The sequence below is a fragment of the uncultured Tateyamaria sp. genome (assembly GCF_947503415.1).
Taxonomy (GTDB): Bacteria; Pseudomonadota; Alphaproteobacteria; order Rhodobacterales; family Rhodobacteraceae; genus Tateyamaria.
On the sequence record NZ_CANNDS010000002.1, the window covers coordinates 322,385 to 335,421 of the forward strand.

The 13,037-nt window shown below is 62.3% G+C and carries 13 protein-coding genes and 1 tRNA gene; 9 read left to right on the forward strand and 5 right to left on the reverse strand.

Annotation, left to right across the window (positions count from 1 at the left end):
* Position 1 precedes the first annotated feature (1 nt).
* The 4 genes from Q1A32_RS12740 to pdxH all read right to left on the reverse strand — a co-directional run bounded on the left by Q1A32_RS12740 (position 2) and on the right by pdxH (position 1,871).
* A tRNA-Pro gene (locus Q1A32_RS12740) sits at positions 2-78 on the reverse strand.
* A 55-nt stretch (positions 79-133) separates the two neighbouring features.
* Positions 134-607 (reverse strand): DUF192 domain-containing protein, encoded by a 474-nt coding sequence (locus tag Q1A32_RS12745; RefSeq protein WP_299653713.1) that lies wholly within the window; start codon positions 605-607, stop codon positions 134-136.
* Position 608: 1 nt separating this feature from the next.
* Positions 609-1,118 carry a cold-shock protein gene (locus Q1A32_RS12750; protein WP_299612965.1) on the reverse strand — a complete coding sequence of 170 codons (510 nt, stop codon included), beginning with the start codon at positions 1,116-1,118 and terminating at the stop codon, positions 609-611.
* A gap of 147 nt (positions 1,119-1,265) precedes the next feature.
* The gene (gene pdxH, locus Q1A32_RS12755) at positions 1,266-1,871 is read right to left on the reverse strand and encodes a pyridoxamine 5'-phosphate oxidase (RefSeq protein ID WP_299653716.1); all 606 of its coding nucleotides are present in this window, start codon (positions 1,869-1,871) and stop codon (positions 1,266-1,268) included.
* Positions 1,872-2,018: 147 nt separating this feature from the next.
* On the opposite strand from pdxH, the gene fabI reads away from it, so the two are divergent.
* The 7 genes from fabI to Q1A32_RS12790 all read left to right on the forward strand — a co-directional run bounded on the left by fabI (position 2,019) and on the right by Q1A32_RS12790 (position 9,753).
* Positions 2,019-2,825 (forward strand): enoyl-ACP reductase FabI, encoded by an 807-nt coding sequence (gene fabI / locus Q1A32_RS12760; protein ID WP_299653719.1) that lies wholly within the window; start codon positions 2,019-2,021, stop codon positions 2,823-2,825.
* Positions 2,826-2,828: 3 nt separating this feature from the next.
* Positions 2,829-3,437 carry a LysE family translocator gene (locus tag Q1A32_RS12765; RefSeq protein ID WP_299653722.1) on the forward strand — a complete coding sequence of 203 codons (609 nt, stop codon included), beginning with the start codon at positions 2,829-2,831 and terminating at the stop codon, positions 3,435-3,437.
* A gap of 3 nt (positions 3,438-3,440) precedes the next feature.
* Positions 3,441-3,944 carry a xanthine phosphoribosyltransferase gene (gene gpt, locus Q1A32_RS12770; protein WP_299612300.1) on the forward strand — a complete coding sequence of 168 codons (504 nt, stop codon included), beginning with the start codon at positions 3,441-3,443 and terminating at the stop codon, positions 3,942-3,944.
* A 64-nt stretch (positions 3,945-4,008) separates the two neighbouring features.
* A complete protein-coding gene (locus tag Q1A32_RS12775; RefSeq protein ID WP_299653725.1) occupies positions 4,009-5,184 on the forward strand; it encodes an aminotransferase in 1,176 nt (391 codons plus the stop codon).
* A gap of 76 nt (positions 5,185-5,260) precedes the next feature.
* The gene (locus Q1A32_RS12780; RefSeq protein ID WP_299653728.1) at positions 5,261-7,108 is read left to right on the forward strand and encodes a peptidylprolyl isomerase; all 1,848 of its coding nucleotides are present in this window, start codon (positions 5,261-5,263) and stop codon (positions 7,106-7,108) included.
* On the forward strand, positions 7,108-8,616 hold the full coding sequence (gene trpE / locus Q1A32_RS12785; protein ID WP_299653731.1) for an anthranilate synthase component I: 1,509 nt from the start codon (positions 7,108-7,110) through the stop codon (positions 8,614-8,616). The genes Q1A32_RS12780 and trpE overlap by 1 nt, the downstream gene beginning before the upstream one ends.
* Positions 8,617-8,715: 99 nt before the next feature.
* Complete coding sequence (locus tag Q1A32_RS12790; RefSeq protein ID WP_299653734.1) at positions 8,716-9,753, forward strand: succinylglutamate desuccinylase/aspartoacylase family protein; 1,038 nt, start codon at positions 8,716-8,718, stop codon at positions 9,751-9,753.
* 3 nt (positions 9,754-9,756) lie between these two features.
* On the opposite strand, the gene Q1A32_RS12795 is transcribed toward Q1A32_RS12790, so the two are convergent.
* Positions 9,757-11,223 (reverse strand): divergent polysaccharide deacetylase family protein, encoded by a 1,467-nt coding sequence (locus Q1A32_RS12795; protein WP_299653737.1) that lies wholly within the window; start codon positions 11,221-11,223, stop codon positions 9,757-9,759.
* A 168-nt stretch (positions 11,224-11,391) separates the two neighbouring features.
* On the opposite strand from Q1A32_RS12795, the gene Q1A32_RS12800 reads away from it, so the two are divergent.
* Together Q1A32_RS12800 and trpD are read left to right on the forward strand one after the other, a co-directional pair.
* A complete protein-coding gene (locus Q1A32_RS12800; protein ID WP_299653740.1) occupies positions 11,392-11,973 on the forward strand; it encodes an aminodeoxychorismate/anthranilate synthase component II in 582 nt (193 codons plus the stop codon).
* Complete coding sequence (gene trpD / locus Q1A32_RS12805) at positions 11,970-12,986, forward strand: anthranilate phosphoribosyltransferase (RefSeq protein ID WP_299653743.1); 1,017 nt, start codon at positions 11,970-11,972, stop codon at positions 12,984-12,986. The genes Q1A32_RS12800 and trpD overlap by 4 nt, the downstream gene beginning before the upstream one ends.
* The last annotated feature ends 51 nt before the right edge of the window (positions 12,987-13,037 follow it).

The following is a 13,037-nucleotide window of genomic DNA, read 5'->3' on the forward strand; positions in this document are numbered from 1 at the left end:
CTGGTCGGAGCGAGAGGATTCGAACCTCCGACCCCCTGTACCCAAAACAGGTGCGCTACCAGGCTGCGCCACGCTCCGACCGTGGCGCTGTCTTAGACGGCGTTTTCGCAATTGAAAAGCCCAAAGAGCGCAATCAGCACGGCCAAGCGGCGATATCTTGATCAAAGCTGGGGTGACGCAGCTGTGCGCCTTCGGCAATCCCCATCAATCGGGCCAGACCGCCATTGATTTCGAGGACATGTGTCAGGCCGTCACCACCGGGAATGGGCGTTTCGTCAAGCGGCACCGCCTCGTGATGGACTTTTGCGACGACGCCCGTGGGATCGACAAACAGCATGTCCAGCGGAATCAACGTATTGCGCATCCAGAAGGACAGGCTTTGCGGGCGCGGATAGACAAACAGCATCCCCTCGCTTGACGGCATCGACGGGCGATTCATCAGACCCACGGCACGGTCGCGATTGGTGTCCGCGATTTCGACGTTGAATCGCGCAGATCCAAAGTCACCGCGAATCCAGACTGTTTCATCGCTGCATTGGGCAAGGGCCACCTGCCCCATCACACACAACACCAATATCAAAAAGGTCCGCGACAGCATCGCGTACATGTCAGTCTTCCTTTTTCGGAAGTGCCGCTTCCCATGCGAGGACTTCGGCGGCCATGTGGCCACGCTTGCCATCAATGACACGAAGGGCAAGCGCTTCGCCCGGCTGCAGATCCGAAAGACCTGAGCGGCGCAACACTTCGACATGCAGGAACACGTCTTCGGACCGGCCAAAGACATTGGCAAACCCAAATCCCTTGCCCTTGTCGAACCATTTGACCCGACCCGGCTGCAGCGGTGCGTCGGACACGGCGGCTTCGTCCATATGCGCCAGATCAACCAGCGACGACGAGTCCGTATGGTCCGGCGGGGTGATCGACACGACCTCGACCGCCTGCACGCCCCGTTCCGTATGTTGAACGCGCACGCTGACGTCAGCACCATCCGCCACCGAAGACTGGCCGAAATTCCGCAGTACATTTACATGCAGCAGAATGTCTGGCCCGTCTGAATTGGCAACAATGAAGCCGAACCCTTTTACAGGATCGAACCACTTCACTGTTCCCGTGACCATGTCCGTATCTTGGGTCTGTTCTGACACGACTTGTCTTTCTGTGAGTGCATTATGCCGCACATCAAGACTTGCGCCATTTTCACCACATAATTCAAGCATGAATTTAGTGTTGTTTATCAAATTGTTACATTTCACGTCACATGAAAATCACGGGCTAAGGCGTGTCACATGCCATAGTGAGCCCGGATTTTCGCGCCGCCAGCAGAACCGATCATGCAGTCGGAACGCCCCATCCGCCCAAAATTCGATCTCGACCGGGGTGATGCGGTAGCCGCCCCAGAATGGTGGTCGCGACGGGTTCGTACCTTGTTGCGCCGTCACCTTGGCCACCTCTGCCATCAGACTGGCACGGCTGCCAAGCGGTGCGCTTTGATCCGACGCCCAAGCGCCAAGCCGCGATTTCAGGGACCGCGACTTGTAGTAATCATCCGCCTGCGGGCCGTCTTCCTTTTCGACAAGGCCCCGCACCCGGATTTGCCGCCGCAACGATTTCCAGTGCATGACGAACGCCGCCTTGCCCGCCTGATCCAGTTCTGCCGCCTTGGCGCTGGTGTAATTGGTATAAAAGACAAACGCGTCATCCTCTACATCCTTCAACAGCACCATGCGCGCATTGGGCAGGCCGTCTGCATCAACAGTGCTGAGCGCAATCGCGTTTGGGTCGTTGACCTCGGACGCCTCAGCCTCGGTCATCCAGGCGCGCACGATGTCAAAGGGGTTGTCACCTGCGAATTTCCCGTCCCGGTCCGTCATACCCGTCTCCATATTCGGTCCCCTGTCAGCTAGCGCCGTCCGCGTGGCAGATCAACCGCACCAGCGTCTCTTGATGCGTCTGGGGCAATGGCCTAAAGCTGACCGCCAGACATAAAGCCGATAACGAGGGACGGGATGGGCAGCGACATGGCGAGCAATCTGATGACGGGCAAGCGGGGTCTGATCATGGGTCTCGCCAATGACAAATCCATTGCGTGGGGCATTGCACGTACCCTGCATGCAGCGGGGGCCGAACTGGCCTTTTCCTATCAGGGCGATGCACTGAAAAAGCGGGTCGACCCGCTGGCCGCGCAATTGGGCAGCGACATCGTGCTGCCCTGTGATGTGGGCGACGAGGCGTCGATTGACGCGCTGTTCGATGCGCTCAAGGACCGGTGGGGCAAGTTGGACTTCATCGTGCATGCCATCGGCTTTTCCGACAAGAACGAGCTGCGCGGCCGTTACGTTGACACAAGCCGCGGTAATTTCACGCTGACCATGGACATCTCTGTCTACTCCTTCACCGCCGTGATGCAGCGTGCCGAAAAGATGATGACCGATGGCGGCAGCGCCGTGACGCTGACCTATTACGGGGCCGAGCAGGTCATGCCGCATTACAATGTCATGGGTGTGGCCAAGGCCGCTCTTGAGGCGTCGGTGAAATATCTGGCCGAGGATCTGGGTAAGGACAATATTCGCGTCAATGCCATCTCTGCCGGTCCCATCAAGACCCTTGCCGCCAGCGGCATTGGCGATTTCCGCTACATCATGAAGTGGAACGAATACAACTCGCCCCTGCGCCGCAACGTGACCATCGACGATGTGGGCAAGTCGGCCCTGTTCCTTCTGAGCGATCTGGGCTCCGGCACCACGGGCGAAAACCTGCATGTCGATGCGGGATACCATGTGGTGGGTATGAAGGCGGTCGATGCCCCTGACATCGAAAAGGGCTGAGCGATGAGCCTGACGCTGGCAGAGCTTGTGGCCTTCAACGGGGTCCTGCTTGCGGCATTGCTGTCGCCCGGGGCTGCAATGTTGTTCATCACCAAGGCCACCGTCACGGGCGGACGGGTCGCGGGCATCGCCACGGGCCTTGGCCTTGGCACGGCGGCGGCGATGTGGACGCTGGCGGCGTTGTTGGGCCTTGAGGTAGTGTTCAACCTGTTTCCATGGACCTACACGGCGCTCAAGATCGGCGGTGCAATCTACCTCATCTGGATCGCAGTGCAGACATGGCGCCATGCGCGCGCGCCTTTGGGCGATGCGCCGACCCCGCGCGGGCGGGCTGTTCTGTCGGGGATGCTGTTGAACTTCGGCAACCCGAAATCCATGCTCTTTGCCGCAGCCGTCATCGTGGTTGTGTTCCCCCAAGGGCTTGCTGCGGCGGACATTGCGGTCATTGTCATGAACCACTGGTTGCTGGAACTGGCGTTTTATACCGCCCTCGCGCTGGCCCTCAGCACGCCGCACATCCGGCGCGGCTATGTCAGCCTCAAACCCATCTTTGACCGCATCGCGGCCACCCTGCTTGGCGCACTTGGCCTGCGCCTGATCCTGGAGAGATAACCCATGGCAGACCGCCTCCCCCACGAAAAAGGCTTTCACATCAGCTGGGACCAGATCCATCGCGACAGCCGGGCGCTGGCGTGGCGGCTGGACGGGCAAGGCCCGGACAATGGCGCGTGGCGCGGCGTGGTGGCCATCACGCGCGGTGGCATGGCCCCTGCGATGATCGTCAGCCGCGAGTTGGACATCCGCACCGTCGATACGATCAGCGTCAAATCCTACCACCACCAAAGCCAGGGCGAGGTCGAGGTGCTGAAAGCCCCCGATGCAACGCTGATGGGCGATGGCACCGGCATCCTGATCGTCGACGACCTGGTCGATTCCGGTCGGACGTTGGAGGTCGTCCGCGACCTGTATCCCAAGGCCCATTTCGCCACCGTCTATGCCAAACCGAAGGGCGAGCCGATGGTGGATACGTTCATCACCGGTGTCAGTCAGGACACATGGATCTTCTTCCCATGGGACATGGCCCTGCAATATGTGGAGCCTTATCGCGGCACAGACTGATCCCCTTCATCTTGCCAGATAAACTTCCGCCGGAGGCTCCGGCGCTTGCCAAGAGGGCAGCCCCATGACCGTCACGCGCACCGCATCCACCTTTGCCCCCCCGGTGATGGAGGCGCGGCGCTGGCTTGAGGGCGTGACCTTTCCGGCGGACCGACCCCTGATCAACGTGAGCCAAGCGGCCCCTGTCGATCCGCCGCCCGACGCGCTGCGGCAGGCCATGGCCGATGCCGCCCTGACACGGGACGACGCGCATCTTTACGGCCCCGTTCTGGGCATGCCCGCATTGCGCGCGGGCCTGTCGGACCAGATCAACCGCCATTACGGGGCGACGACCACCGCAGACAACGTCGCCATCACCTCCGGCTGCAATCAGGCCTTTGCTGCCGCGATTGCGACGCTCTGCGATGAAGGGGATGAGGTGATCCTGCCAACGCCATGGTATTTCAATCATAAAATGTGGCTGGACATGGCAGGCGTCCGCTCCGTTCCACTGACCACAAACGCGGATATGCTGCCGGACGTAGAGGCGGCCAAGGTGCTGATCACCGACCGCACCCGTGCCATTGCACTTGTCACACCAAACAATCCAGCCGGTGTCGAATACCCCGATGCGCTGGTGCTGAAGTTCTACGCGCTTGCCAGATCGCATGGCCTCGCGCTGATCGTGGATGAAACCTACCGCGATTTTGACAGCCGCAGCGGCGCGCCCCATGCCTTGTTCCAGCAGGACGGATGGGCGGATACGTTTATCCATCTCTATTCGTTCTCCAAGGCCTACCGTCTGACCGGGCACCGCGTCGGGGCGTTGGTGACATCGCCTGCACGCCTGTCAGAGGCTGAGAAGTTCCTGGATACCGTCGCCATCTGTCCGGGTCAGATCGGGCAATACGCAGCCCTTTGGGGCCTCGAACACCTCGGCCAATGGGTCGCGGGGGAACGGGATGAAATTCTGGCGCGGCGCAAGGCGATTTCGGACGGTTTTTCGGTGTTGGCCGATAAGGGTTGGACGCTCAAGGGCCTTGGTGCCTATTTCGCCTATATGCAGCACCCGTTTGAGCTGAGCTCGGCGCAACTCGCTCAGAAACTGGTGCAGGAGGCGGGTATCCTGTGCTTGCCCGGCACGATGTTCTGGCCCGACGACGCACCGCAAGGCCATCAGGAATTGCGCATCGCATTTGCCAATCTGGATGCCGCGGGGATCGACGCGCTTTACACAAGGCTGTCAGCCCTGTCGCTGTGATCTTCAAGCGCCCTTGCCCGCATCTGGCAGGGTCGTTAGACATCCTCAACTGAAATTCACCCGTAAGAAGGCGCACATGGCTAAGGGCAAAACTTCCATCTCGAAAATCGCCGTTTGGATCCTCCTGGGCTTGCTGTTTGTGGGCCTGAGCCTTGGCTTTGGCCTTGATGGGCTGGGCGGCACGGTCCGCACCGTGGGCAAGGTCGGCGACAAGTATATCGACGTCCAAACCTACGCCAATACGCTGCAACGCGAAATGCAGGCGGTGGGCCAGCAGACGGGCACCCCGCTGACCTTCCAGCGGGCCCAATCCATCGGCTTGGATCAGGCCGTTCTTGCCCGTCTTGTCCGCGCCCGTGCGCTGGATCACGAAGCGGGACAAATGGGCCTGAGCGTTGGTGACGAGACCATCCGGGACGAGATCCTGAATATCCCGGCGTTCCGTGGTCTGGATGGCAGTTTTGACCGCGACGCGTACCGGTTTGCCCTTGATCAGCAGGGCACAAGCGAAGGCGAGTTCGAGAACCAACTGCGCGAGGAAGTGTCACGCTCGATCCTGCAGGGGGCCATCGTATCCGGCGTCAACATGCCGGAAACATATGCCCAGACCCTGATGGCCTTCATCGGAGAGACGCGCGACTTCACATGGGTGCGTCTGGGTCAGGCCGATCTGCCCGAGGTCTTGCCCGAGCCCGCAGAGGATGTGCTGCGCGCCTATTACGACGACAATCTTGGCGACTATGAATTGCCCGAGACCAAGCGCATCACCTTTGCCGTGCTTCTTCCCGACATGATCCTCGACTCGATGGAGGTGGACGACAGTGCCCTGCGCGCCGAATACGAGGCCCGCGCGGACCTGTTCAACCGCCCCGAACGCCGTTTGGTCGAACGGCTGGTCTATCTGGATGCCGAGGCCGCTGACCGCGCGGCAGCCCAGCTTGAAGTAGGGGGTACGACGTTCGAGGCGCTGGTGAGCGAACGTGGTCTTGATCTGGGTGATGTGGATATGGGCGACGTGACCCGTCTTCAGCTGGATGCAGCCGGTGAGGCTGTGTTTGGCGCTGACGTTGGCGATGTCGTCGGCCCCCTGCCCTCATCCCTTGGCCCGGCCCTGTTCCGCGTGAATGGTGTGCTGCCCGCGCAGCAAGTCAGCTTTGAGGACGCGTCTGTCCAGCTGCGTCAGGAACTGTCATTGGATGCTGCACGCCGCCAAGTGGCTGTTTTGGCCGAAGAGTTCGACAACCTGCTTGCCGGTGGCGCGACCCTCGAAGAATTGGACGCCGAAACCGACATGCAGTTGGGTACGATCGATTGGTACCCGGCCTTGGGCGAAGATATCGCGGCCTATGACGGCTTCCGCGATGCAGCAGCCGCACTGTCGCAAGATGACTTTCCCGAGATTGTGCAATTGGATGATGGCGGCATTGTCGCCCTGCGGATGGAAGAGTTGCTGCCCCCACGTCCCGCACCCTTTGACGAGGCGCGGTTGAACGTGCAGGCCAACTGGGAAGCCGAACGCACCGAAGCGCGGTTGACCGAGATGGCCGAGGCGCTTTTGCCCGCGCTTGAATCCGGGGAAACCTTTGCCAGCCAATCGCTTGATTCCATTGTCGAAACGGATATGGATCGCAGCGCCTTTGTTCAGGGCACGCCGCCGGAGTTCATGCCTGCCGTGTTTGAAATGGCACCGGGCGAGGTGCGCATCATTTCCGGCTATGGCGCGGTTCTGGTTGTGCGGCTGGATGCGATCAACCCGTTGACCGACACGCCCGAAGCGGTGGCCGAAACCGAGGCGTTGAGTGCGGAAATGGGCCAGATCCTTGCAGGTGAGCTGTTCAGTGTCTACGGCGAGGATGTCGTTTTGCGCGCAGGCACGCAGATCAACCAGCAGGCGCTGGATGCCGTGCATGTGAACTTCCCCTGATGGCACTCGTCCCGGATTTCGACGCCTTTGCGGCCGCTTATGCCGCAGGTCAGAACCAGGTGGTTTATACCCGTCTGGCCGCTGATCTGGACACGCCCGTGTCGCTGATGCTGAAGCTGACCGGTGCGCAGAAGGATGCCTTTGTGCTGGAATCCGTGACAGGCGGCGAAGTGCGCGGGCGCTATTCGATCATCGGAATGAAGCCGGATCTGGTGTGGCGCTGTGATGGCGATGCGTCCTCCATCAACCGTATGGCCCGCTATGATGCGGACGCCTTCGAGCCGCTGGACGGCAACCCGCTGGATGCCCTGCGCAATCTGATCGAGGAAAGCCGGATTGAATTGCCCGACGACCTGCCCCAAGCGGCGGCGGGTCTGTTTGGCTATCTGGGCTATGACATGATCCGGCTGGTCGAGCGGTTGCCGGATGTGAACCCCGACCCTCTTGGCCTGCCTGATGCGTTGATGTTGCGCCCGTCTGTAGTGGCCGTTCTGGATGGTGTGAAGGGTGAGGTGACGGTTGTGTCGCCCGCCTGGGTCAGCGACGGGCAGTCGGCCCGTGCCGCCTATGCCCAAGCCGCTGAACGCGTCATGGATGCCGTGCGCGATCTTGAACGCGCGATGCCTGTTGAGACCCGCGATCTGGGCGAGGCGTCCGAGCCGTCGGAGCCCGTGTCGAACTTTACCAAGGATGCCTATAAGGCCGCCGTGGAAAGGGCGCGCGACTATATCAAGGCTGGTGACATTTTTCAGGTTGTGCCTGCCCAACGCTGGACCCAAGAGTTCCGTGAGCCACCTTTTGCGCTGTACCGGTCGCTGCGCCGTACAAACCCGTCGCCCTTCATGTTCTATTTCAATTTCGGCGGCTTCCAGGTCATTGGCGCCAGCCCCGAGATCCTTGTGCGTGTCTTTGGCAATGAGGTCACGATACGCCCTATTGCGGGCACCCGTCCCCGCGGGGACACGCCTGAACAGGACAACGCGCTTGAGGCTGATCTGCTGGCCGACAAGAAGGAACTGGCGGAACATCTGATGCTGCTGGATCTGGGCCGCAATGACGTGGGTCGCGTCGCCAAGATCGGCACCGTGCGCCCGACCGAGGAATTCATCGTCGAACGCTACAGCCACGTGATGCACATCGTGTCGAACGTGGTGGGCGAGTTGGCAGAGGGCAAGGACGCGCTGGATGCGTTCTTTGCGGGCATGCCTGCGGGCACCGTATCCGGCGCGCCCAAGGTCCGCGCGATGCAGATCATCGACGAGTTGGAACCCGAAAAGCGCGGCGTTTACGGCGGCGGTGTGGGCTATTTCAGTGCGGGCGGTGACATGGACATGTGCATCGCTTTGCGGACGGCCGTGGTGCAGGATCAGAAGCTGTATATCCAAGCCGGGGGCGGCGTTGTCTATGACAGTGACCCGGAGGCGGAGTTCATGGAAACCGTCCACAAATCCGGTGCCATTCGCCGTGCGGCAGCCGATGCGTCACGCTTTGGTGGTGGCAACCGGTGATCCCGCCCTGGCGGACGGTTTGGCCTGTGATAACCCGGCCTCTCGGTAAGCGTTTCATGAATCAGCGAAGAGCTGGACCGCTGGTCATGTGGTGCGCTGATGCCGCATGAGGCGTTTCAGCTTGGGGGTGTGAGCGTCGCGCCCGGGACCAGCGCTTCGGTTGCGCTGCCCGTCTCGGCGTTGCCCGATCACACGCCGGTGTCCTTGCGGGTCGAGGTGATCCACGGCAAGCGGCCCGGTCCCACCATGTTTGTCAGTGCCGCGGTGCACGGGGACGAAGTCATCGGGGTCGAGATTGCCCGCCGCCTTCTTCGCACGCCGCAGCTTGATAAATTGCGTGGCACGCTGCTGGTCGTGCCCATCGTCAATGCGTTCGGGTTCCTGGCCCGCTCCCGATATCTGCCGGACCGGCGCGACCTGAACCGCTGTTTTCCCGGCAGCGCCAGCGGTTCGCTCGGATCGCGGCTGGCGCATATCTTTCTGCATGACGTCGTGCTGCGTTGTGACTTCGGGATCGACCTGCATTCGGCGGCCGTGCACCGCACCAACCTGCCGCAAATCCGCGTAACACAGGGCGACGCGCTCACCGCGCACATGGCGCGCAGCTTTGGCGCGCCTGTTATTCTGACATCTTCCTTGCGCGAAGGGTCACTGCGCGGTGAGGCCGCCAAACAGGGCACGCCGGTGCTGCTGTACGAGGCGGGCGAAGGTCTGCGCTTTGACGAGTTTGCAGTGCGTGCCGGCGTTGCGGGCATTCTGCGTGTCATGCGCGATCAGGGGATGCTGGCCGCCAAGGGCATCGCACGCACACCTGCGCCATCGCTCGTTTGCAAGGGGTCGGGCTGGCTGCGTGCGCCGTCAGGTGGGCTGTTGCGCACTTTCCGGGCCGAAGGCGATGTTGTGGAGGAAGGCGACGTGTTGGCGGCTGTATCGGACCCATCCGGCTCAACCGAGACGGAATTGCTGGCCCCCGCACCCGGCATCCTGATCGGGCGGGCCGTGCTTCCTGTCGTGAACGAGGGCGACGCCGTGTTTCATCTGGCAGAGATCAACCCGACAGCGGATGAGGACACGGTCGAGGTCATGTCCGCGCAGCTGGACGCGGACCCGCTTTTTGATGAAGACGAGATTATCTGAGCCCTATTGCGGCACATCCGCGAGCACACCGAGCACGGCAGACACAGGCGCAAGCGCCACACGCTCTGCCCGGTCCTGCAACCCCCAGAGCAGCAGGGCCGAGATGGTGTCGGGCCGCACGCGGCCAACCATGATCACGCCACCCTCCTGCCCGGCACGAAAGGCCGCTTGATCAAGAAACCGGCGGATCACAGTGGGTGTCTGTCCGGCGCTGTCGAAATCCCGAAAGATAAGCCCGGTGGGCACGCCATCCCGTGCCGCCAGTTTCTGTGCCGTGTTGAGCCCCTTTGATTGCAGGATCAGCCCGTGCCCGGAGGCCAGCACGGCAGCCGCAACCTGATCGGAGGCATCGCGTGTTTCCTGCAGTCCGGTGCCTGTGCCCTCCATCACCGCCACTGCTTGTGGCACCGCATCAAGTGCGGCCGACAGGTTCACCTCTGTGTCTGATGCCGTGGCACCTGCGGGCAAGTCCACAAGGGCCGCAACTTCGAACCCCTGGCCGCGATACTCGGCTGACCGTTCCGCGGCATCGGCGAGCGATGCGTTCACCGCGAAGGTCAAGGGATAGGGAAAGCTTTGCAGCGCCGCCAGCCCGACCGTGCCGCCGGTCAGGTCGGCCCCGTTGTCGATCAGAACGATGGACATGAGCGGCTTTTCTTCCGGGTTCTCAAACGGGGCCGCAAAGGCCACGAGCGGAGGCGTGTCCTGAAGGCCCGGCCCGTCTTCGGCCTCTGCGCCCCGCGCGTTCGGTTCCGCATCCCGGTCCACCAGCGACGTCGCGGGCCTGCCGATAGACGGACGTCCGGTGTCGGTGGCGGGGTCAAGCGCTGAGGGCAAAGCGGCAGAGCGTTCGGGGGTGGGATCGGGATTTTCTGGCGCGTCTGCGACCGACGGGGCTTGCGGGGCCGGATTTGTCTCAGGTGCTGTGGGCGCTGGCGCTTCTGCTGTCGGTGTGTCCGTTCCGTCCGGCACGGCGGGCGCATCCTCGGCAAAGGCGCTTGGGGTCTCAGGCACGTCGGGTGCCGGTGGTTGCGCGGGATCGGTCGAGATCGACAGCTCCGTCTCGCCACCCGGCGCTTGGGGTGCGTCCGATTGCACGCCGGGCTGAAGCGGTGCGTCGGTGTCAACGGCAACCGTGGCACCTTCGCCCACACCGGCAGGTGTCGCCAGATCCTCGGCCCGTCCGGTTTCGGGCACCAATGGCGTGTCATCTCCGGCCGCTTGAGCAGCGGTTACGTCATCTGCCGACGGGCTGCCGACTTGCGGCGCATCGCCGTCCATGACCAGATCCGCGTCGCCACTGGTTTGCGGCGTTTCGCCCGTGCCCGTTTCCGGCGCAGTGGCCCTTTGGGGCGCCTGCACAACCGCGTCCGGGGCTGTCGGGCCGTCACTGACAATCGACAACGCCGCCGCGCCAGCGACACTGACCACGCCACCCCAGAAAATGCCGCTCAGAAAACCCCGTGCCATATCTGACCTCTTTGCCTGTCCCGTCGCGGCCCCGCTTCGCGATGTGCCGCTGTCTGCTCTTGTCCCGGCTTGGCTGCCCTGCGCCCCTTGACGCTGACGGGCAAGCCTGAACATGTATGCCCGCAACTATACCGGCCAACGCCCGCCCTTGGAACATCGAATACGCCCATGCTGCTGCTGATCGACAATTACGACAGTTTTACCTACAATCTGGTCCACTATCTGGGCGCGCTCGGAGCGGACGTGCATGTCTATCGCAACGACGCATTGAACGTGCAGGAGGCGATGGCGTTGAAGCCCGATGGCATTCTGCTGTCCCCCGGCCCCGGAGTTCCCGACCAATCCGGCATTTGCCTGGCCCTTACCGAGGCCGCGGCGGAAACCCGCACACCATTGATGGGTGTGTGCCTTGGCCACCAGACCATCGGTCAGGCCTTTGGCGGCAAGGTGGTCCGCGCGGGCGAGATCGTGCACGGCAAGATGGGCACGATGCATCACAATGGCGCATCGGTTTTCAAAGGGTTGCCGACGCCCTTCGAGGCCACGCGCTACCATTCGCTGATCGTCGACCGCGAGAGCCTGCCGGACGCGCTTGAGATCACCGGCGCGCTCGAAGACGGCACGATCATGGGCTTGGCCCACAAGGAGTTGCCCATACATGGCGTGCAATTCCATCCGGAATCGATCCGTTCCGAGCATGGGCATGCGATGCTGCAGAACTTCCTTGATCTGATGCCGGTGCCCGCATGAGCGACGCACTGAAACCTCTTATTGATGCGGCAGCCAACGGACCGCTGACCCGCGATCAGGCCGAAGCCGCCTTTCAGATCCTGTTCGAGGGCGAAGCCACGCCCAGCCAGATCGGTGGCTTGCTGATGGCCCTGCGCACCCGTGGCGAAACCGTGGACGAATATGCCGCGGCCGCCGCTGTCATGCGGGCAAAGTGCAATCCCGTCAAAGCGCCAGCCGGTGCGATGGACATCGTGGGCACAGGCGGTGATGGCAAGGGCACGTTGAACATCTCCACCGCGACGGCGTTTGTCGTGGCGGGCGCAGGCGTGTCGGTGGCCAAACATGGCAACCGCAATCTGAGTTCGAAATCCGGCGCCGCAGATGCCCTGACCCAGATGGGCATCAATGTCATGGTCGGCGCCGATGTGGTCGAAAAGGCGCTGGAGGGCGCAGGCATCGGTTTCATGATGGCGCCCATGCACCACCCGGCCATTGCGCATGTCATGCCAACGCGGGCCGAGTTGGGCACGCGCACGATCTTCAACATCCTCGGCCCATTGACGAACCCCGCAGGGGTGAAACGGCAACTGACAGGCGCATTCAGTCGCGACCTGATCCGCCCCATGGCGGAAACGCTTGGGCAGCTCGGCTCTGAGGTCGCATGGTTGGTGCATGGCTCGGACGGCACGGACGAGTTGACCATCACCGGCGTGTCCTGGGTGTCCGGGCTGGAAAACGGGACCGTCACTGATTTCGAAGTGCATCCCGAGGACGCGGGCCTGCCGATCCACCCGTTCGAAGACATCGTTGGCGGGACACCCGAGGACAACGCCAAGGCCTTCGGCGCGCTTCTTGACGGTGCTCCTGGTGCCTACCGCGACGCGGTTTTGCTGAACGCCGCAGCCGCCCTGAAGGTGGCAGGCCACGCGAGCGACCTCAAGGAAGGTGTCGCCCAAGCCACGACAAGCATCGACAGCGGTGCGGCAAAAGCTAAGATCAAAGCTGTGGCGGAAATCACCCAAACCGCCTAGTCCTTTCTTTGTTTCAGAAAATCCCGGGGGTCTGGGGGCTGACCCCCAGTT

Coding starts and splice junctions, on each gene's coding strand:
- Q1A32_RS12745 (WP_299653713.1), bottom strand. CDS start 607: ATGTACGCGATGCTGTCGCGGACCTTTTTGATATTGGTGTTGTGTGTG.
- Q1A32_RS12750 (WP_299612965.1), bottom strand. CDS start 1,118: ATGGTCACGGGAACAGTGAAGTGGTTCGATCCTGTAAAAGGGTTCGGC.
- pdxH (WP_299653716.1), bottom strand. CDS start 1,871: ATGACGGACCGGGACGGGAAATTCGCAGGTGACAACCCCTTTGACATC.
- fabI (WP_299653719.1), top strand. CDS start 2,019: ATGGCGAGCAATCTGATGACGGGCAAGCGGGGTCTGATCATGGGTCTC.
- Q1A32_RS12765 (WP_299653722.1), top strand. CDS start 2,829: ATGAGCCTGACGCTGGCAGAGCTTGTGGCCTTCAACGGGGTCCTGCTT.
- gpt (WP_299612300.1), top strand. CDS start 3,441: ATGGCAGACCGCCTCCCCCACGAAAAAGGCTTTCACATCAGCTGGGAC.
- Q1A32_RS12775 (WP_299653725.1), top strand. CDS start 4,009: ATGACCGTCACGCGCACCGCATCCACCTTTGCCCCCCCGGTGATGGAG.
- Q1A32_RS12780 (WP_299653728.1), top strand. CDS start 5,261: ATGGCTAAGGGCAAAACTTCCATCTCGAAAATCGCCGTTTGGATCCTC.
- trpE (WP_299653731.1), top strand. CDS start 7,108: ATGGCACTCGTCCCGGATTTCGACGCCTTTGCGGCCGCTTATGCCGCA.
- Q1A32_RS12790 (WP_299653734.1), top strand. CDS start 8,716: ATGCCGCATGAGGCGTTTCAGCTTGGGGGTGTGAGCGTCGCGCCCGGG.
- Q1A32_RS12795 (WP_299653737.1), bottom strand. CDS start 11,223: ATGGCACGGGGTTTTCTGAGCGGCATTTTCTGGGGTGGCGTGGTCAGT.
- Q1A32_RS12800 (WP_299653740.1), top strand. CDS start 11,392: ATGCTGCTGCTGATCGACAATTACGACAGTTTTACCTACAATCTGGTC.
- trpD (WP_299653743.1), top strand. CDS start 11,970: ATGAGCGACGCACTGAAACCTCTTATTGATGCGGCAGCCAACGGACCG.